Annotated in this window: 18 protein-coding genes; 9 read left to right on the top strand and 9 right to left on the bottom strand. The window is 58.8% G+C overall.

Features of this window, described 5'->3' with window-relative positions; translation table 11 throughout:
• The first annotated feature begins 10 nt into the window (after window positions 1–10).
• Window positions 11–1276, top strand: coding sequence for an MFS transporter (locus AB6V08_RS13435; protein WP_368543348.1), 1266 nt, complete (start codon window positions 11–13; stop codon window positions 1274–1276).
• Between the two features lie 37 nt (window positions 1277–1313).
• Here AB6V08_RS13435 and AB6V08_RS13430 read toward each other — a convergent pair whose 3' ends face one another.
• The 5 genes from AB6V08_RS13430 to ycgZ form a co-directional block, all read right to left on the bottom strand.
• Complete coding sequence (locus AB6V08_RS13430) at window positions 1314–2396, bottom strand: oxidoreductase (RefSeq protein ID WP_368543346.1); 1083 nt, start codon at window positions 2394–2396, stop codon at window positions 1314–1316.
• Between the two features lie 13 nt (window positions 2397–2409).
• Window positions 2410–3156 (bottom strand): DeoR/GlpR family DNA-binding transcription regulator, encoded by a 747-nt coding sequence (locus tag AB6V08_RS13425; RefSeq protein WP_368543344.1) that lies wholly within the window; start codon window positions 3154–3156, stop codon window positions 2410–2412.
• 135 nt (window positions 3157–3291) lie between these two features.
• A complete protein-coding gene (locus AB6V08_RS13420) occupies window positions 3292–3570 on the bottom strand; it encodes a biofilm development regulator YmgB/AriR family protein (RefSeq protein WP_368543342.1) in 279 nt (92 codons plus the stop codon).
• Window positions 3571–3593: 23 nt separating this feature from the next.
• Window positions 3594–3893: a hypothetical protein gene (locus AB6V08_RS13415; protein WP_368543340.1), complete on the bottom strand. Its 300-nt coding sequence runs from the start codon at window positions 3891–3893 to the stop codon at window positions 3594–3596.
• A 62-nt stretch (window positions 3894–3955) separates the two neighbouring features.
• Window positions 3956–4195, bottom strand: coding sequence for a regulatory protein YcgZ (gene ycgZ / locus AB6V08_RS13410; protein ID WP_368543338.1), 240 nt, complete (start codon window positions 4193–4195; stop codon window positions 3956–3958).
• Between the two features lie 179 nt (window positions 4196–4374).
• Between ycgZ and AB6V08_RS13405 the strand changes: the two genes are divergently transcribed.
• Complete coding sequence (locus tag AB6V08_RS13405; protein ID WP_368543336.1) at window positions 4375–4575, top strand: hypothetical protein; 201 nt, start codon at window positions 4375–4377, stop codon at window positions 4573–4575.
• Between the two features lie 33 nt (window positions 4576–4608).
• Here AB6V08_RS13405 and AB6V08_RS13400 read toward each other — a convergent pair whose 3' ends face one another.
• Window positions 4609–4881 (bottom strand): YqjD family protein, encoded by a 273-nt coding sequence (locus tag AB6V08_RS13400; protein ID WP_368543334.1) that lies wholly within the window; start codon window positions 4879–4881, stop codon window positions 4609–4611.
• A gap of 178 nt (window positions 4882–5059) precedes the next feature.
• On the opposite strand from AB6V08_RS13400, the gene AB6V08_RS13395 reads away from it, so the two are divergent.
• The 4 genes from AB6V08_RS13395 (at window position 5060) to AB6V08_RS13380 (ending at window position 9243) form a co-directional block, all read left to right on the top strand.
• The gene (locus AB6V08_RS13395) at window positions 5060–5836 is read left to right on the top strand and encodes a capsular polysaccharide synthesis protein (RefSeq protein ID WP_368543332.1); all 777 of its coding nucleotides are present in this window, start codon (window positions 5060–5062) and stop codon (window positions 5834–5836) included.
• 130 nt (window positions 5837–5966) lie between these two features.
• Window positions 5967–6242: a metal/formaldehyde-sensitive transcriptional repressor gene (locus AB6V08_RS13390; protein ID WP_368543330.1), complete on the top strand. Its 276-nt coding sequence runs from the start codon at window positions 5967–5969 to the stop codon at window positions 6240–6242.
• Window positions 6243–6273: 31 nt separating this feature from the next.
• Window positions 6274–7392, top strand: coding sequence for an S-(hydroxymethyl)glutathione dehydrogenase/class III alcohol dehydrogenase (locus tag AB6V08_RS13385; protein ID WP_368543328.1), 1119 nt, complete (start codon window positions 6274–6276; stop codon window positions 7390–7392).
• 159 nt (window positions 7393–7551) lie between these two features.
• On the top strand, window positions 7552–9243 hold the full coding sequence (locus tag AB6V08_RS13380) for a methyl-accepting chemotaxis protein (RefSeq protein ID WP_368543326.1): 1692 nt from the start codon (window positions 7552–7554) through the stop codon (window positions 9241–9243).
• 96 nt (window positions 9244–9339) lie between these two features.
• Here the strand turns inward: AB6V08_RS13380 and AB6V08_RS13375 are convergent, their stop codons facing one another.
• Both AB6V08_RS13375 and AB6V08_RS13370 read right to left on the bottom strand, forming a co-directional pair.
• Complete coding sequence (locus AB6V08_RS13375) at window positions 9340–11724, bottom strand: glucose/quinate/shikimate family membrane-bound PQQ-dependent dehydrogenase (RefSeq protein ID WP_368543324.1); 2385 nt, start codon at window positions 11722–11724, stop codon at window positions 9340–9342.
• 290 nt (window positions 11725–12014) lie between these two features.
• On the bottom strand, window positions 12015–12938 hold the full coding sequence (locus tag AB6V08_RS13370) for a LysR substrate-binding domain-containing protein (RefSeq protein ID WP_368543322.1): 924 nt from the start codon (window positions 12936–12938) through the stop codon (window positions 12015–12017).
• Between the two features lie 272 nt (window positions 12939–13210).
• Here AB6V08_RS13370 and hglS point away from each other — a divergent pair, with 272 nt between their 5' ends.
• Both hglS and AB6V08_RS13360 read left to right on the top strand, forming a co-directional pair.
• Window positions 13211–14554, top strand: coding sequence for a 2-oxoadipate dioxygenase/decarboxylase HglS (gene hglS / locus AB6V08_RS13365; protein ID WP_368543320.1), 1344 nt, complete (start codon window positions 13211–13213; stop codon window positions 14552–14554).
• Between the two features lie 42 nt (window positions 14555–14596).
• Window positions 14597–16105, top strand: coding sequence for a carboxylesterase/lipase family protein (locus tag AB6V08_RS13360; protein WP_368543318.1), 1509 nt, complete (start codon window positions 14597–14599; stop codon window positions 16103–16105).
• Here the strand turns inward: AB6V08_RS13360 and AB6V08_RS13355 are convergent.
• A complete protein-coding gene (locus AB6V08_RS13355; protein WP_368543316.1) occupies window positions 16092–16934 on the bottom strand; it encodes a LysR family transcriptional regulator in 843 nt (280 codons plus the stop codon). The two genes, AB6V08_RS13360 and AB6V08_RS13355, sit on opposite strands and share 14 nt — an antisense overlap.
• Before the next feature lie 114 nt (window positions 16935–17048).
• Between AB6V08_RS13355 and AB6V08_RS13350 the strand changes: the two genes are divergently transcribed.
• Window positions 17049–18218, top strand: a complete 1170-nt coding sequence (locus tag AB6V08_RS13350) for a pyridoxal phosphate-dependent aminotransferase (protein ID WP_368543314.1) — start codon at window positions 17049–17051, stop codon at window positions 18216–18218.
• Window position 18219 lies beyond the last annotated feature (1 nt).

Genomic DNA, 18219 nt, shown 5'->3' with positions numbered 1-18219 from the left:
CGGGCATCCCGTGCGTCACCTGCGCAAGGTTCTGCTCGCCACCGGAACGGGGCATTTCGTCGAGTGGTTCGACTTTGGCCTTTACGGCACCCTGGCGGGCATTATCGGCCTGCATTTCTTCCACGCTGAAAACCCGACGATGGCCCTGCTGTCATCGTTCGCGGTGTTTGGCGCGGGCTTCATTATGCGTCCGTTCGGCGGGCTCTATTTCGGCTCGCTCGGGGATCGCATCGGCAGGCAGAAGGTACTGGCGACGGTTATTCTGCTCACCTCCGGCGCCACCTTTGTGATGGGGCTGTTGCCCGGCTATTCGCAGCTGGGCGTGACCGCCACGCTGCTGCTGGTGCTCACCCGGCTGGTGCAGGGGTTTGCTGCCGGGGGCGAGAGCGCAGGCGCCACCGCGTTTCTCGCCGAGTATGCCCCCGCGCACCGCCGGGGCTACTTTACCTGCTGGGTGGATAGCTTCGGCTTTATGGCGTTTGTTGCCGGCTCCGGGCTGGTGTTTCTGCTCACCGCCTGGCTGGGGGAGCGGGCGATGGCCGACTGGGGCTGGCGCATTCCGTTTCTGCTTGCCGCGCCGCTCGGGCTGGTGGGGCTCTATCTGCGAACCCGGCTGCAGGACACCCCTGAGTTCCTCGACGCGCTGAGAAGCGGCAGCACCGACGCCTCGCCGATTAAATCGGTGGTGACTCAGGCCAGAGCGCCGCTGCTGTTCTGCACCGGGTTTGTGCTGGTCAAGGCCGTCGGCCACTGGTCGCTTCAGACCTTTATTCCCCATTATCTGGTCAGCGAAATGGCCCATTCGCGCCTCAGCGCCTACGCCATCACCACGATGGGGCTGTTTGCCATTGCTGTGCTGGTGCCGCTGATGGGCTGTCTGTCGGATCGGGTGGGGCGTAAACCGCTGATGCTGGCGGGATGCGCCGGGCTTATCCTTTTTTCCTGGCCCGCGATGGTGCTGATGGCGCGGGGCGATATGGCCTCTGCGGTGCTGGCGATGGTCATTCTGGGCGTATGTATTGCGGCGTTTGACGGGGCGAGCAATGCGGCAATGGCGGAGCTGTTCCCCACGCGCGTGCGCTTTGGCGGAATGGCGATAGCCTGGAATCTGGCGGTGGCGTTTTTCGGCGGCATTACGCCCTGGTTTTCGGCGTATCTGATCGCGACAACCGGCAACCCGTTTTCCCCGGCGTGGTATGTGATGGGCGCTGCGCTGATCACCTTCCTGACGGTGCTTCGCGCCAGAGAAACGGCGGGCAAACCCTTACCACGCTAGGTGCCGGGCCAGCGGCGCTCCGCAGGCCCGGCTTCTTTTATTGCAGGTGCGCCAGCTCGGCGGCGGTCAGCGCCAGCGGCTGGGCCGACCCCGTTTCCGAGGCGGTCACGGCGGCTTCCAGCACCGCCATCACCGCCAGGGCTTCAACCGGGTGAACCGGGTTCTCAATGTCGCCGTTCAGCGCGTCGCGCACGTTAATGTAGTACTGACGCTGATCGCCTTTCGGCGTGTTAACCGGCTGCGGCTCGCCGCTGGCGTTGAACAGCACCATGTCATCGCTGTCTTCGCCCCAGCTTTCGCTGCCCGGAATAACGCCTGCCAGAAGCTGCGCCTCCTGCTGGTCGATGCGGGCTTTCACCACGCTCGCCTTATCGCCGTGCACGGTAAAGCGTGACGAGCCCCCGGCAACCAGCATGCTGCAGTGCAGAATGACCTTATGCTGCGGATAGTTGAGGACCACGTGCGCCCAGTCGTTGATCTCCGCGCCGTCGCGCAGGGTGGCGATGTTGCCCTGAACGGACTGCGGCAGGCCGAACAGCTGCAGCGTCTGGTCAATCAGGTGTGGCCCGAGATCGAACCACAGGCCGCTGCCCGGCACGTTTTGCTCTCTCCAGCGCACGCGCACTTCCGGGCGGAAGCGGTCGATGTGCGACTCAAAATGCTTCACCTTGCCGATCAGCCCCTGCTCGATAACCTGCTTAATGCCGAGGAAATCGCTGTCCCAGCGGCGGTTGTGGAACACCGAAAGCAGGCGCTGCTTCTCTTCGGCCAGCGCGATCAGGTCGCGGGCTTCCTGCATGTCGAGGGTGAACGGCTTATCGACAACCACGTGTTTACCCGCGTTCAGCGCCAGCGTCGCCAGCGGCGCGTGGGTAGCGTTAGGGGAGGCGATCACCACCAGATCGATGTCCGGGTGCTGAATGGCCTCTTCCGGCGTGGCGACGACGATAGCGTCCGGCAGATCGCGCTTCACTTTTTCCTCATCGCGGGAAGACACCACCGCCAGCTTCAGGCCGTCGACGGACTGGATCAGCGGGGCGTGGAAGGTTTTCCCCACAAATCCATAGCCGATCAGCGCAACGTTGATTGTCTTACCGTTTCGAGCGACAACTTTATTCATGACCATCTCCACATTATTGAGCGTCTGCAAGGGTGATATGCAGCGCGCCGGTGTCCCCAAGCTCGGCCCAGGGACGATCTAAAAACAATTGATGAATGTCGGCCAGGCCGGACACCAGATAGGGCTCGCACTGGTTGAGCTTCATGTGGTCGGCCACGATCCAGCCTTCGTTGCTTGCCGCCAGCATCGCCCGTTTGACTTCGGCATCGGCTTCTTTACTGGCGCTTAGCCCCAGCTGCGGGTGAATGGCGCAGGCGCCGAGAATGGCGATATCGGCCCGGTAGCGGGACAGCAGCGACAGGGTGGCGCTCCCGGCAAACAGGCGCTGCTTCTGGTCCCACCTGCCGCCGAGCAGGATCAGCTCGATGTCCGAACGATCGCTAAAGTGCTGGGCGATATCCAGCGAGGTTGTGATCACCGTCAGCGGCCCCTGGAGGAAAGTGGCCACCGCCATCACCGTGCTGCCCGCGTCGAGGAACAGCGTCGAACCGGCGGGCACGCATTGCGCGACCTTTTGACCCAGCAGTTGCTTGGTTTTGGGCAGAAGGGTGTTTCGGCTGTGGCGATTCATGGCAGAAAGATCGAGCGCGATGGCGCCGCCGTGATTCTTTTGCGCTAAGCCCTGATTTTCGAGGTCGGTAAGATCCCGGCGGATGGTGTCCGCAGAAACCCGCAGCTTTTCTGCAAGCTCGGTGATGCTGGCCTGACCTTGTTCAGTAATAATATCAAGGACATATTTTTGACGGGCGGTTTTGTGCATGGGAATGAATCCTGCAAAATGTTGCAATAGTTTGCATATTACAGCATTTTGCAGGGAAAGGAATCCCTCTCGTCTGGCTTAAACGAGAACGGAAGGGGCTGCGTGGCGTCGGGGTCGGGAGGGGTTGGCGGTCTCTCAGAGATCGTCGCGGGTGAAACCAACGACAATTTCCAGCGTGTTGCGGATCACGTCGCAGGCTTCTGGCTCCTGGGTGATTTCCAGGGCGTGGATCAGCTGCAGGATGATCTCTTTGTTAGAGAGATTATCGCCGGTAAGCAGAATACAGCGGATGGCGGAGCCTAACACTTCCACTTCGCCGCTCATGTGTTTGCCCGCGTTGAGAAAATGCTCCGCCAGTCCTTTGTCATGCAGTGCTTCGAATTGATACGTCTGCTGCCTCATTGCTTTGCCCATGCTGTTCACCGTGTGTGTAGGAATTAATGTTTCTTTATCGAGGTTGTCAGGCTGTCTTTTTTGAAAAGAGAGCGGATCCTGCCAACGTCGTAATCGCCAATGACGCTTCCCCGGTCATGCGAAACGTGGGTGACCTTTTCACGCACCTCGTTTTCTGCCGCGATCAGCGCTTTTTTACGTTCATCGTTTGTTTCAACGTTCGCCATTACGTGCAAGCGTTCTGCCAGGGATGCAAAGGTGATCGGCCCTTCCTCCTTGAGGATGGATAAAACCGCTTCACCAATTAAGTCATCTTTAAGTCGTTCAAATAGCGTTCTATGCATAGCGTTACTCTCACTCCGCTACCCGAAAGGGCATAGCCAGTAAGTTAAAATTCACGTCCGCTTCATCGCTCGAAGAAAAGGGCGATAAGGCCGTTGTAGTGGGCCACCTGTTCCTCGCATGAGGACTCTTCGATACGGCGCAACAGTTTTGTACAAATTGTCATTCTGCTCAGTTGTACATTTTCTTTCAAGATTTCACCCACGATTAACCCGAGCGTTTCCTGCTGGGTGGGAATGTTGTTCCTGTTAAAATACAGAGCAATAGCGCCTTCTGCTGTGGATGCTGCGTTGTTGCGTTTCATCATTTCCCACCGTTAAAAAACATTTTAGTAACATCGATGCAAATGAATTTATACCAGGAAGATAAATCTGTACAGCAAAAATGTACAAGTTTTTACTTTGCTCGAAACTTACCCCTGCTTCGCTATCCCTTTTCCAGATCTCTGCAATACTTAATCCATGCCAAAGAGGAGGGTATGCCATGCAGGACGGTTACTACTGGATAAAGTTTCGGGGCATTGTGCAAAAAGCCCGGTATTCAGACATTCTGATTAACGATGTTGAGAACGGCGGGACGTCGCGCGGCGTCTGGCATCTGATGGGGGAGGATATCGACGTCTGTTCGTCGGAGGAGGCGGTGGTGTTGTCCGGGATCATTTCCCCCGGACAAACGGGGCTGTAGCGGCAAAAATAAAGGCCCCGAAGGACCTTATTTTTATTTTCGACCCAGTAACAGGCCTAAAACAATACCGACCGCACCCGCTGCGACAAGGCCTGACAGGGGGTTGTTACGTACCACTTCCGCGACGTCAGAAACGGCATCGCTGGCCTGGGCCGCATATTTTTTTGCTGTGCCTTTCACCTGATGCTTCGGTGAATCAACAAAATCGCCGAACTGCTGCTGCGCGGAGCCAGCCAGTTCATCAAGTTTGTTTTTCGCTTTCTCGCCTGCGTATTCTGCATTTTTATCGGTGTCGAAATCAGACATTATTTCCTCCTTTGTTGATGATTTAAGGATAGACACAAAACGGGCCCCGCAGGGCATTTTAAGAGTTGTCTCTATCCCTGATGCGCGGCGGCTGGCAGGAAATAGGGGAGTGGGCGATTTAAGATTTGCATCAACTGTGCCGCTTTAAAGCGGCACATTTATGTTTATGGATTACTGGATGAAAATCTACACATACTGGGTGGATCGCGATAAAAGCGGCATGCCGGAATATATAAAACTCTGTATGCATACCTGGGCGTTAGCCATCCCGGGCGTCAGCATCGAAATTATTAATCACAAGAACATTCACGACTATCTTCCAGAAACGCTTCTCACGCCCTCTTTTTATGCCCTTTCACTTGCGATGCAATCTGATGTTGTTTCCGTCTGGGTATTGCTGTCGCGCGGTGGGGTATTTATGGATGCGGATACCATCATGACAAAAAATCCGTTCAGCGAAGGCGTTTTCCCTCAAAATACATTTTCTGCCTTTGGTTACCCGCAAAAAAAGAGTATTCACCTTGCGGTGATCGCTTCCCCACAGCAGAATAATCCCGTTCTCGCTCAGTGGGCATCGGAAATTACCCGACGACTGGCAAAGCCGCTTCCTGAACCGCTTCCCTGGCACTACGTCGGCAACGGTATTATTGATGAATTGCTGAAAAACGATCGATACGCATCCAGCGCGCATATTATCGACGCCGCCTCCAGCGGCAATATTATCGAGATCGACAGCCCTTATGAGCATCCACACCATCGCTACCTGGATTTTTATTTCACGGCCCCAAAAAAGACGGTGAGCGAAATTGTAGGAAAAGCCAGATGCGGATTAATTTCACTCCACAACTCATGGACTCCCGAGGCTTATCGGAAAGCGAGCCTCGCGGAGATTATGCAGTCGAAAAATAATATCCTGTTATCTCATCTGCTGATTAATCTCTGCCTGCCCCGGTAGCGATATACCGGGCGCTTTCGCAGCGCCGCGCTTCGACACCTGTACAGGCGATAACCCCACAAAACGTAACGTTTACAGGCAGGCGCATTAACAGATACCATACCCCCCTATAGTATATTCAGGAGGGCGTATGCCGCATTCCCCCGCAGATAAAAAACGAATTCTTACTCGCGTCCGGCGTATCCGTGGGCAGGTAGACGCCCTTGAACGCGCGCTGGAGTCCGGCGAACCCTGTCTTGCCATTCTGCAGCAAATCGCCGCCGTGCGCGGTGCGGCGAACGGCCTGATGGGCGAAATGGTCGAAATTCACCTCAAAGACGAGCTGGTTACGGGGGAAACAACTCCGGATCAGCGGGCAGCCAGAATGGCCGAAGTCGGCCATTTGCTGCGCTCTTATCTAAAATAAATTCACCGTCCTCACTAAAAGGGAAGTCAATATGAAATCTCGTGCAGCCGTTGCATTTGGTCCTGGCCAGCCGCTGAAAATTGTTGAAATTGACGTTGCGCCGCCGAAAAAGGGCGAAGTGCTGATCAAAATTACCCACACCGGCGTGTGCCACACGGATGCATTCACTCTGTCAGGTGACGATCCGGAAGGCGTCTTCCCGGCGGTGCTCGGCCATGAAGGCGGCGGCATCGTGGTTGAAGTGGGCGAAGGCGTTACCAGCCTCAAGCCGGGCGACCACGTGATCCCGCTGTACACCGCAGAGTGCGGCGAGTGTAAGTTCTGTAAATCCGGCAAAACCAACCTGTGTCAGGCGGTTCGCGCCACCCAGGGTAAAGGGCTGATGCCGGACGGCACCACGCGTTTTTCCTATAACGGCGAGCCGATTTATCACTACATGGGCACCAGCACCTTCAGCGAATACACCGTTTGCGCGGAAATCTCGCTGGCGAAGGTAAACCCGCAGGCGCCGCTGGATAAGGTTTGTCTGCTCGGCTGCGGCGTGACCACCGGTATCGGCGCGGTTCACAACACCGCGAAGGTCAAAGAGGGTGATACCGTGGCGGTGTTTGGCCTGGGCGGGATCGGTCTGGCGGTTATCCAGGGCGCGGTGCAGGCGAAAGCGGGCCGCATCATTGCGGTGGATACCAACCCGGAAAAATTCACCCTGGCGGGCGAAATGGGCGCCACCGATTTCATCAACCCGAAAGACTACGATAAGCCGGTTCAGGATGTGATTGTTGAACTGACCGACGGCGGTGTGGACTTCAGCTTTGAGTGTATCGGCAACGTTAACGTGATGCGCTCCGCGCTTGAGTGCTGCCACAAAGGCTGGGGCGAGAGCATCATTATTGGCGTGGCGGGAGCGGGCCAGGAGATCAAAACCCGTCCGTTCCAGCTGGTGACCGGGCGCGTGTGGCGCGGTTCGGCGTTTGGCGGCGTGAAAGGGCGCACCCAGCTGCCGGGGATGGTTGAAGATGCGATGCACGGCAAAATTCAGCTCGATCCGTTCATCACCCACCGTCTGCCGCTCGCTCAGATCAACGAAGCCTTTGACCTGATGCACGAAGGGAAATCCATTCGTACCGTCATACATTTCGGCGACAACTAATTATTCTGCCAGCGGTTTTTGCCGCTGGCGTTTCTTTAATAATCTTCTCTAAAGTGTGACCTGTCCGGCGCTTTTAGCCGTAATCTAATTTCCCGCCGTGCCGATGACTATTTTACAGGCGTGTTTTTACGCATCTTACCTATAAGAGAGTCGACGGTCATGGACAACACAACTTCGATGCAGGCGCAGCACAAGCTGAGCTTCTTGCATCACATCAGGCTGGTTCCGCTGTTTTCCTCCATTCTCGGTGGCATTATTCTTCTGTTTGCCTTGAGCTCAGGCCTTGCGGGGTATTTCCTGCTGCAGGCCGACAACGATCAGCAGGATGTGACGGCTGAAATTCAGGTGCGTATGGGGCTGTCGAACAGCTCAAACCATCTGCGAACCGCGCGTATCAATCTGATCCACGCGGGTGCGGCAAGCCGTATCGCGGAGATGGATGCGATGAAGCAGAACATCACCGAGGCGGAAACGCGTATTAAGCAGTCCCAGGAGAGCTTTACCGCCTACATGGACCGTGCGGTGCGTACCGCCGAGGGGCAGGCGCTGGATGCGGAGCTCAAGGCGCGCTACGACGCCTATATTGCGGGCATGCAGCCGATGGTGAAATTTGCCAAAAACGGTATGTTCGAGGCGATCATCAACCACGAAAACGAAACGGCGCGCCCGCTGGATGACGCCTACAACGCCGTTCTGCTGAAGGCGATTAAGATCCGCACCGACCGAGCCAATGCCCTGACGGCGCAGGCGCACGACCGCACGCGGCTGGGCCTGATGTTTATGGTGGGCGCGTTTGCGCTGGCGCTGGTGCTGACGGCGATGACCTTCGTTGTGCTGCGCCGCACGGTGATCCATCCGCTCCAGCGCGCGGCATCGCGTATCGAGAAGATCGCGAAGGGCGACCTGACGATGGCGGACGACGCAACGGGGCGCAGCGAGATTGGCCGCCTGACCCGCGATTTGCAAACCATGCAGCATTCTCTGGTGACCACCGTAGGCACCGTTCGCCAGGGCGCGGAGGAGATCTATCGCGGCACCAGCGAGATTTCTGCGGGCAACACCGATCTCTCGTCCCGTACCGAACAGCAGGCCGCGGCCATCGAGCAAACGGCGGCCAGCATGGAGCAGTTAACCGCCACCGTGAAGCAGAACGCCGATAACGCGCACCACGCCAGCAAGCTGGCAGAAGATGCCTCCGGCAAAGCCAGCCGCGGCGGCCAGATGGTCTCCGGCGTGGTGAAAACGATGGGCAATATCTCCACCAGCTCGAAGAAAATCTCCGAAATCACCGCGGTGATTAACAGCATCGCGTTCCAGACCAACATCCTGGCGCTGAACGCCGCGGTAGAAGCCGCGCGCGCGGGCGAGCAGGGCCGCGGGTTTGCGGTGGTGGCGAGCGAAGTGCGTACCCTGGCAAGCCGCAGCGCCAACGCCGCGAAAGAGATTGAAGGCCTGATTAACGAGTCCGTAACCCTGATTGACCAGGGCTCTGGCGAAGTGGTCGCGGCGGGGAACACCATGAATGAGATCGTCGAGGCGGTTAAGCGCGTCACCGATATCATGCTGGAGATCGCGGCGGCGTCGGACGAGCAGAGCCGCGGCATTGTGCAGGTCAGCCAGGCGATTTCCGAGATGGACAAAGTGACCCAGCAGAACGCCTCGCTGGTGGAAGAAGCCTCTGCGGCGGCGGCGTCCCTTGAGGAGCAGGGCGCGCGTCTGACCGAGGCGGTCGGGGCGTTTCGTCTGAACGGGGCGACGGCAAGCCGTGCGGTGGCGTCTTCGCCTGAGGTTAAGAGCGCGCCATTGCGCCCGGCTGCGGCGACGTCCGGGGATAACTGGGAAACGTTCTGAGTTGCCAGCAGCGCCGGGTGGCGCTTCGCTTACCCGACCTACCTGAACCTGTAGGCGGGCAAAAAAAAGGGACCTTTCGGTCCCTTTTTTCATCCGTTACTTCTTATCCGGTAACGCGTAGGCAATCACGTAATCACCACGATCCGGCGACTGACGCGCGCCGCCCGCGTTGATGATGATGTACTGCTTGCCGGTCTTCGGCGACACGTAGGTCATCGGGCCAGACTGGCTGCCCACCGGCAGGCGATCTTTCCAAATCTCTTTACCCGTGGCGGTATCAAACGCGCGCAGGTAGAAGTCCTGAGTACCCGCAAAGAACAGCAGGCCAGACTGGGTAGAGAGCGATGCCCCAAGCGTTGGCATCCCGATTGGGATCGGCATGTGCATACGGATGCCCAGCGGGCCGGTGTCTTCCACGGTGCCGACCGGAACCTGCCACACCAGCTTGCCGGTTTTCAGGTCAACCGCAGACATGGTGCCAAACGGCGGCTTCTGGCACGGAATGCCCAGCGGAGACAGGAAGCGTTCGCGCATCGCGCCGAACGGCGTACCGTCCATTGGCACAATACCCATTTCGATGCCGCTGGCGTTTTTCGCCACGTTAGCGCGCGGAACCATGTAGTTGGCCAGGCCCAGGCGCATATCGTTCACGAACATCAGGCTGTTGTTCGGGTCAACGGACACGCTGCCCCAGTTCATTCCGCCGAGGGAGCCAGGGAACTGGAGGGAGCGGTCGATACCCGGCGGGGTGAAGATCCCCTGATGGCGCATCTCTTTAAACTGGATGCGGCACAGCAGCATATCGACAGGGGTTGCGCCCCACATGTCGGACTCCGTCAGGGTCTGGTTGCCGATCATCGGCATGCCAACGGAATACGGCTGGGTAGGCGAGTAGCGTTCGCCCTCAACGTTACCGGCAGGCACCGGACGCTCTTCCACCTTGGCGACCGGTTTACCCGTTTCGCGGTTCAGCATGAAGATCATGCCCTGCTTGCTGGTCTGCACCAGAACAGGCGTCGTACCGCCTTTACCGTCCGGCAGATCGTACAGTAGCGGCTGGGAAGGCAGGTCAAAGTCCCACAGGTCGTGGTGAGTGGTCTGGAAGTGCCAGCGCACCTGTCCGGTGGTGGCATCGACCGCCACGATAGACGAGCTGTATTTATCGTCCAGCGCGGTACGTTCACCCGCCCAGAAGTCCGGCGTGGCGTTGCCGGTTGGCAGATAGATCAGGTTCAGTTTGGCGTCGTAAGACATCGCCGACCAGACGTTTGGCGTACCGCGGGTATAGGTCTGGCCTTCCGGCGGCTCGCCGGTCAGGTTCGGATTACCCGGATCCCACGCCCACGCCAGCTTGCCGGTGTGAACATCATAGGCGCGCACTACGCCCGGCGGTTCGCCCGTGGAGTAGTTGTCCGCGATGCGTCCGCCGACCACCACCACGTTCCCCGCCACCAGCGGCGTAGAGGTCTGCTGATAATAGCCCGGCTTCACTTCACCCATGCCCACGCTCAGATCGACAGTGCCATGGTCACCAAAGTCTTCGCAGACTTTACCGCTATCGGCGTTGATGGCGATCAGGCGCGCATCGGTGGTTGGCAGGAACAGGCGGCGAGAGCAGGCCGCAGGCTGCGCTGCGTTTTGTGACGCTGTCACGCTTGCGTGGTCTTCAAAATAGCCCAGACCGCGGCAGCGCTGCCAGTTTGGCGCGGTGGCTTTGGAGTCGTAGCGCCATTTTTCTTTACCAGAATCGACGTCCAGCGCCAGCACTTTGCTGTACGGGGTACAGACGTACAGGGTGTCGCCAACCTGAAGCGGGGTGTTCTGGTCTTCCGCGCCGGAGCCGTTGCTCTGCGGGATATCGCCCGTATGGGCAACCCAGGCCACTTTCAGATCGCTCACGTTCTGCTTGTTGATCTGGTCAAGCGCGGCAAAGCGGTCGCCGTGGGTGGTGTTACCCCAGTGCTCCCAGTTCTTTTGCTGCTCGCCGGGGGCGACGGGCTTAACCGGAACCGGCTCGTTGGCCGCGACCAGCGTTTGCGGCTTAAACATCCAGCCTAAGCTTGCCAGCATGGCTACGGCGAGCACGGCGGCGACGCCAAACGCCGGGCCTTTTTTCACGTCCGCGCTGCTATTTGCCGCGCGCAGGAATGGCCAGACAACGGCACACAGGAATGCCAGCACGGCGAAGGTGAACAGGCGAGAGAAAAGCGGCCAGAAGTCCCAGCCCGCGTCGCTCACCGCCCAGAACAGGGACGCGATAAACGCGATGGCGTAGAGGATAATCCCGCTGATACGGTTGATGAAAATCAGGATGGCGGCCACCACCATCACGACGCCCATGATCAGGAAGTACCACGTTCCACCCACTGTGGCGAGCTTAAAGCCCAACCCGCCAACCGCCAGACCGATGAGTGCCATCAGTCCGGCAAGGAGCCACTGGAGGATACGGGGTATCCCTCGCGGCGCGCTGCCTAAAGCCATTTCTGTCTCCTTAAATACGCCCGTCTTTTTCAGTTCCGTGCTGTGCGGCATCTGTACCAAATGGATAAATTCAAACGGGGATAATGATGTTTTTAACGGTTGACACCGTGTTAATTGCGTTGAAATTCACCTGATAAGATGTCAAATGAACCATTTGGTGAATTCGTGGCTATGATAAATCTGTTAAATTGTTTTGCGCAATTGTTAATGAATGATTTCGCATTATTTGATTAATGGCGATAAAAAACCCGCCATCGGGCGGGTGGGTAAGTAGAGAAGCGTGCGGCTTATCAGCCGGGCATGGATTTCCGAATGGCGCTCAACAGCGTCTGGGCGCCGGTCGACAGCGGCGTATCGACGCGGGTCAGAATCCCGATAGGCTCTCCGGCGCCCGGCGACGTCACCGGAAGCGCGGTCAGGGTGCCGTGACGCAAATCGTCCTTCACCGCGCCCGAAGGCACGAACCAGACGTAGTCAAAATCCACCGTGAGCTGGCGCGAAAGGGAGGCCGACAGGGTTTCGATACAGCCGGAAGGCAGCGTACAACCCTGCATTTGCAGCAAGGCTTCGGCGTTCTGGCGCGGAATGGTGCCTTTGGGAGACACCACCACGGGCCACTCCATCACGCGGCTTAAGGTCACGGTGTCATGCAGCAGCGGGTGATTGGGCCGCACCACCAGCTTGAGCGATTCCAGGAACAGCAGCTCATAGTTCAGCCCGGTCATCAGTTCGGGGTCGGACATCCGGCCAATCCCCAGATCCAGCTCGCCCGACTTTAGTCCCGCCAGCAGCATGGTGTTATTCATCGTCGCCACCTGGAGGGTGGTGTGCTTTTGCTGCTTGTGAAACTGGCCGATAACGGCGGGCAGAATGCCGAGCGCCGCGGTAGGCAGGGCGCCCACGCGAACGATGTCGTTAACCTGCTCCTCTTTTCGGTTAAGCGCCTGTCCGGCGGTATTGAGGGCATCCAGAACTTTCACGGCGTGGGTCAGGAACTGTTCGCCCACCAGGGTGAGCTGGGCGCCCAGGCGTCCGCGGTCGAACAGGCGGGTTCCGGTAAGCTGTTCCAGCTCGTTTAGCGTTTTAGACAGTGCTGGCTGACTCAGGTTGAGGGTTTCAGCCGCTCGCCCCAGCGTTCCCTGTTGAGCGACGGCTACAAATGTATGCAAATGGCGCAAGCGTATGCGCTGACTGAACAGACCGTTTTTTTCCATAGGCGATGTTAAAAACAGAGCGATGCGGGTGACAAGTTAAGTTGTTTAATTTTGATAACCAGATAGCAAAATATTTTTAACATTTGATCTGTTTGAGTTACAAGATTTTTTTGGAAATGCGGGGTGCGTCACTGCATCCAATTTATTGTATTCATTCCAGAAAGCGCAGCCTTTAACCACTCGCCTGTCCAGATCACAATTCGTAAATTCTTCCTGCCGACCTAAAAGAGCTTCTCTACACTCCAGGTAATATTCACTGGAGACATGACACCATGGCGAACAACATCACGGCTGATGATATTCGGGAACACTTTTCGCAGGCTATGTCGGCGATGTACCAGCAGGAAGTTCCGCAGTACGGCACCTTACTGGAGCTGGTGGCGGACGTTAATCTGGCCGTTCTGGAAAATAATCCCCTGTTACATGAACAACTGGCGAACGCAGACGAACTCGCGCGTCTGAACGTTGAACGCCACGGCGCGATCCGCGTAGGCACGGCTTTAGAGCTGTCGACCCTGCGCCGCATGTTTGCCATCATGGGGATGTTCCCGGTCAGCTATTACGATCTTTCCCAGGCGGGGGTGCCCGTCCACTCAACGGCGTTCCGCCCGATTGACGATGCGGCGCTGTGCCGTAATCCGTTTCGCATTTTTACCTCGCTGCTGCGCCTTGAGCTGATTGAAAACGTGGCGCTGCGCGAGCGCGCCGCCGCGATCCTCGCCCGCCGCAACATCTTTACGCCGCGCTGCCTCGAGCTTATCGACCTGTATGAGAGCGAAGGGCGCTTTACCGACGCCCAGGCGCGCGAGTTCGTGAAGGAAGCGCTGGAAACCTTCCGCTGGCATCGTCACGCCACCGTGGATCGGGAAACCTATCTGGCGCTGGCGAACGAACACCGCCTGATTGCCGACGTGGTCTGCTTCCCGGGCTGCCACATCAACCACCTGACGCCGCGCACGCTGGATATCGACCGGGCGCAGGAGCTGATGCCGAAATACGGCATCGAGCCGAAGATCCTGATTGAAGGGCCGCCGCGCCGCGAGGTGCCGATCCTGCTGCGTCAGACCAGCTTTAAGGCGCTTGAGGAGCCGGTGCTGTTTTCCGGTGAACATCTGGGCACCCACACCGCACGCTTTGGCGAGATTGAACAGCGCGGCGTGGCGCTGACCCCGAAAGGGCGCGCGCTGTACGACTCCCTGCTGGGGCAGGCGGGCACCGGCAAAGACAACCTCACGCACCAGCTTCACCTGCGCGACGTATTCAGCGCCTTCCCGGACAGCGAAATGTTCCTGCGCCGTCAGGAGCTGGCCTATTTCCGCTATCGCCTGACGCCTGCGGGCGAGGCGCATCGCCAGGCGTTTCGACCGGGCGACGATCCGCAGCCGCTGATTGAACGCGGCTGGGTGGTGGCGCAGCCGATCATCTACGAAGACTTCCTGCCCGTAAGCGCAGCGGGGATTTTCCAGTCAAACCTCGGCAACGAAACCCAGGCGCGCACCCACGGCAACGCCAGCCGCGATGCGTTTGAGGCCGCCCTTGGCTGTCCGGTGTACGACGAGTTCACGCTCTATCAGGAGGCGGAAGCGCGCAGCAAACAACGTTGCGGTTTGCTCTGAAAACGGTACTCTGCCGGGGTGTGATGGAAAAAGAAGGCCGGTATGCAAAATCCCTCCGCCCCTGTGGTTGAAACGCGCCAGGGCGCACTCGTAGGTTATACACAAGATAATGTTCACGTCTGGAGCGGCATTCCCTATGCCGCGCCGCCCGTTGGCAAATGGCGCTGGCGCTCACCGCAGCCGCCCGCCGCCTGGGAAGGGCTGCGCCAGGCCACGGCGTTTTCGCCCTCAAGCTGGCAAAGCAGCGAATACTGTCAGGAGCTGGGCGGCGGCGATCCCGGCCAGTTCTCGGAAGATTGTCTCTACCTTAACGTCTGGTCGCCCGCCGCGCGCGCCGCACCGCTTCCGGTGATGGTCTGGCTGCACGGCGGAGGCTTTACCATTGGCGCGGGCGGCCTGCCTCCCTACCACGGCGGGGCGCTTGCCCGGCGGGACGTGGTGGTTGTTACCCTGAATTACCGCCTGGGGCATCTGGGCTTTTTCGCCCATCCGGCGCTTGAGGGGGAAGAGGATCGCGTGGTGCACAACTTCGCGCTGCTCGATCAGATTGCCGCCCTGAACTGGGTGCGGGAGAACATCGCGGCCTTCGGCGGCGACCCGGACAACATCACCCTGTTTGGCGAATCCGCCGGGGCGCGCAGCGTGCTGTCGCTGCTGGCCTCACCGCTGGCGGGCGGCTTATTCCACAAAGCGATTGTGCAAAGCGGCTACACCCTGCCGGACACCCCGCGCGAACAGGCGCTGCAAAAGGGGCAAATGCTGGCGCGCCATTTTGGGCTGGAAAACGCCACCGCCGAGCAGCTTCGCGAAATCCCGCCGGACGCCTTCTGGCCCCTTGAGTCGCCGCTCAACGTAGCGCCCGCCCCGATCGTGGGCGACTGCGTATTACCGGAAGCGATGCTCGACGTCTTCTTCGCCGCCCGTCAGCATCCGGTGCCGGTGATGATTGGCTCGAACAGCGACGAGGCCAGCGTGATGGCGGTGTTCGGTATCGATCTCGCCGGGCAAATACAGAAGCTGCGCCGGGAGCGGCGATTTGGCCTCGGGCTCATCAAGCTGCTCTATCCGGGCGTGAAGGGGGACGAAGAGCTGGGCAGGCAGGTCTGTCGCGATATGGCCTTCACCACGATGGGCTTTGTGGTAATGCAGGCCCAGCAGCGGGCGGGGGCGCCGTGCTGGCGCTACTGGTTCGACTACGTTGCCGAGGCGGAGCACGCCACCTACGTCAACGGCGCGTGGCACGGGAACGAAGTGCCTTACGTGTTTGATACCCTCTGGCAGGTGGAGCCTTCCCGCCATTACGTGAACGAGCGCGATCTGGCGTTCGCCGCGCAGGTGGCTGACTACTGGGTGAATTTTGCCCGCCACGCCGGGGGCAGTCGCGACGCGCTTCAGGGGCCGACAAACTGGCCCGCCTGCCGCAAAGGGCGGGACGTATTGTTACGTATCGGAGTGAATAAACATGCAGGTTTCAGGCTCGAAAACCGCTTCATGCGCGCCCGGATGAGCCTCTTTAAGCGGGTGATGAAGCACCACGTTAGCCTCGACTGAGCAGGCAGGCGCGAAACGCCGCCAGCGCGCTGTCCTGGTCATGCGATTCACGCATCACCAGGCGGTAGCTCGCCCCGGTCCTGATGCTGGTATCATAAGGCCGCATCAGCCTTCCGGTGCGGATATCCTCCTCCACCAGCGTTTCGTCCGCGATGGCGATCCCAAGCCCCTGAATGGCGGCGGTGATCGCCAGATCCATCGTATCGAAGTGTTGATTTTTGAGCATGGCTTCCGGCGACAGGGGCTGCCGGGTCAGCCACAGCGACCAGTCGGTCTTGTCGCGGGTAGGGTGCAGAAAGGTCAACGACTCCAGCGCCGCACCCGCACGGAGCGGGCTGATAACCGGGGTTAGCGCCTCTTCAAACAATAAATCTCCGGCGCTCATGTGGGTGCCAAACACGATAGCCGCGTCGTAGGATTCGGTTTTGAAATTGACGTTGTGATCGGTGGTGGTGGTCAGGGCGATTTGCAGGTCGGGCTGGTCGCGCTCCACCTCCAGCAGGCGCGGGATCAGCCAGCGCATCGCGCAGGTTGGCGCCTTCAGGCGCACCACGGTCTGCTGGGCGCGGCCGTGCTCGGCAACCGTCAGCAGATGTTCAAACGCCGACTGCAATTCCGGAAGCAGGGCGCTGCCCTGAGGCGAAAGCCGCAGCCCGCGGGCGTGGCGCTCGAATAGCGGGAAGCCAAACCAGCTTTCCAGCGCGGCAATTTTACGGCTCACCGCGCCCTGAGTCAGGCACAGCTCCTTTGCCGCGTGGGTCAGGTTAAGGTGGCGGGCGGTTTTCAAAAACGCGTCAACGGCATTCAGCGGAAAGGTACGGCGCGACATCACAACACCTCAGGTATGCAATTTTCTCATGGCTATTATGACAACAATTCGTTTGTCGCCACAACCGACTTATTGTTTGAATAGTTATGCAATATTCATGAGAAGGGAAAAACGATGACTTTGAGAACCCCGGTGCAAACCCGTTCAAAATTGCCCGACGTTGGTACCACCATTTTTACCGTGATTGGTCAGCTTTCCGCCCAGCATAACGCCATCAACCTTTCTCAGGGCGCGCCGAATTTCTCCTGCGATCCTGCGCTGGTGGCGGGCGTGACCCGCGCCATGGAGGCCGGACATAACCAGTATGCCTCCATGACCGGGCTGCAGGCGCTGAAAGAGCGCATTGCCGAGAAAATTGCCACCCTCTACGGCACGCAATACGATCCCGGCCGCGAAGTGCTGGTCACCGCCAGCGCCAGCGAAGGGCTGTACTCCGCCATCAGCGGCCTGGTGCATCCCGGCGACGAAGTTATCTATTTTGAACCCTCTTTCGACAGCTATGCGCCCATCGTGCGCCTGCAGGGAGCGACGCCAGTCGCCATCAAACTGACCGTGCCGGATTTCGCCGTGAACTGGGATGAAGTGCGCGCCGCCATCACCCCCAAAACCCGGATGATCATCGTCAACACGCCGCACAACCCCAGCGGGCAGGTGTTCTCTGCGAATGACCTCCAGCAGCTGGCAGCGCTGACCCGCAATACCGACATCATTATTTTGTCTGACGAAGTGTACGAACACGTCGTTTTTGACGGGCAGCCGCATCACGGTATGGCAACGCACCCGCAGCTGGCGGAGCGTAGCGTGATTATTTCATCTTTCGGAAAAACCTATCACGTCACCGGCTGGCGCGTAGGCTACTGTGTTGCTCCCGCGGTGCTGATGGACGAGATCTGCAAAGTGCATCAATTTTTGATGTTCTCTGCCGATACCCCAATGCAGCACGCGTTTGCAGAACACATGACCGACCCGCAAACCTGGCTGTCGCTGGCGGCGTTTTATCAGCGCAAGCGGGATCTGCTGCAAACCCTGCTGGCCGAATCCCCGTTCCGCCTGCTGCCGAGCGCGGGGTCGTTCTTCCTGCTGGCGGACTACAGCCAGTTCAGTGACGAAAGCGACGCTGAGATGGTGAAGCGCTTGATCACCGAATGCGGTGTTGCCACCATTCCGCTGTCGGCGTTTTATGCCGACGGCACGGATAATAAATTGATTCGCCTCTCTTTTGCGAAAGATGAAGCGACGCTACGGGCAGGTGCTCAGGCCCTGTGTCGGGTTAAACCACGCTAAG

It is taken from the genome of Enterobacter soli, from assembly GCF_964208575.1.
GTDB lineage: Bacteria > Pseudomonadota > Gammaproteobacteria > Enterobacterales > Enterobacteriaceae > Enterobacter > Enterobacter soli_A.
The sequence above is the reverse complement of the archived record's forward strand: the minus strand, read 5'-3'. Positions and strand labels throughout refer to the sequence as shown.

What these genes read in the sequence shown, in the direction of transcription:
- AB6V08_RS13385 (WP_368543328.1), top strand. Translation starts at nt 6,274, where the DNA reads ATGAAATCTCGTGCAGCCGTTGCATTTGGTCCTGGCCAGCCGCTGAAA.
- AB6V08_RS13355 (WP_368543316.1), bottom strand. Translation starts at nt 16,934, where the DNA reads ATGTCGCGCCGTACCTTTCCGCTGAATGCCGTTGACGCGTTTTTGAAA.
- AB6V08_RS13430 (WP_368543346.1), bottom strand. Translation starts at nt 2,396, where the DNA reads ATGAATAAAGTTGTCGCTCGAAACGGTAAGACAATCAACGTTGCGCTG.
- AB6V08_RS13390 (WP_368543330.1), top strand. Translation starts at nt 5,967, where the DNA reads ATGCCGCATTCCCCCGCAGATAAAAAACGAATTCTTACTCGCGTCCGG.
- AB6V08_RS13370 (WP_368543322.1), bottom strand. Translation starts at nt 12,938, where the DNA reads ATGGAAAAAAACGGTCTGTTCAGTCAGCGCATACGCTTGCGCCATTTG.
- AB6V08_RS13395 (WP_368543332.1), top strand. Translation starts at nt 5,060, where the DNA reads ATGAAAATCTACACATACTGGGTGGATCGCGATAAAAGCGGCATGCCG.
- hglS (WP_368543320.1), top strand. Translation starts at nt 13,211, where the DNA reads ATGGCGAACAACATCACGGCTGATGATATTCGGGAACACTTTTCGCAG.
- AB6V08_RS13380 (WP_368543326.1), top strand. Translation starts at nt 7,552, where the DNA reads ATGGACAACACAACTTCGATGCAGGCGCAGCACAAGCTGAGCTTCTTG.
- AB6V08_RS13420 (WP_368543342.1), bottom strand. Translation starts at nt 3,570, where the DNA reads ATGGGCAAAGCAATGAGGCAGCAGACGTATCAATTCGAAGCACTGCAT.
- AB6V08_RS13405 (WP_368543336.1), top strand. Translation starts at nt 4,375, where the DNA reads ATGCAGGACGGTTACTACTGGATAAAGTTTCGGGGCATTGTGCAAAAA.
- AB6V08_RS13425 (WP_368543344.1), bottom strand. Translation starts at nt 3,156, where the DNA reads ATGCACAAAACCGCCCGTCAAAAATATGTCCTTGATATTATTACTGAA.
- AB6V08_RS13350 (WP_368543314.1), top strand. Translation starts at nt 17,049, where the DNA reads ATGACTTTGAGAACCCCGGTGCAAACCCGTTCAAAATTGCCCGACGTT.
- AB6V08_RS13375 (WP_368543324.1), bottom strand. Translation starts at nt 11,724, where the DNA reads ATGGCTTTAGGCAGCGCGCCGCGAGGGATACCCCGTATCCTCCAGTGG.
- AB6V08_RS13415 (WP_368543340.1), bottom strand. Translation starts at nt 3,893, where the DNA reads ATGCATAGAACGCTATTTGAACGACTTAAAGATGACTTAATTGGTGAA.
- AB6V08_RS13400 (WP_368543334.1), bottom strand. Translation starts at nt 4,881, where the DNA reads ATGTCTGATTTCGACACCGATAAAAATGCAGAATACGCAGGCGAGAAA.
- ycgZ (WP_368543338.1), bottom strand. Translation starts at nt 4,195, where the DNA reads ATGAAACGCAACAACGCAGCATCCACAGCAGAAGGCGCTATTGCTCTG.
- AB6V08_RS13360 (WP_368543318.1), top strand. Translation starts at nt 14,597, where the DNA reads ATGCAAAATCCCTCCGCCCCTGTGGTTGAAACGCGCCAGGGCGCACTC.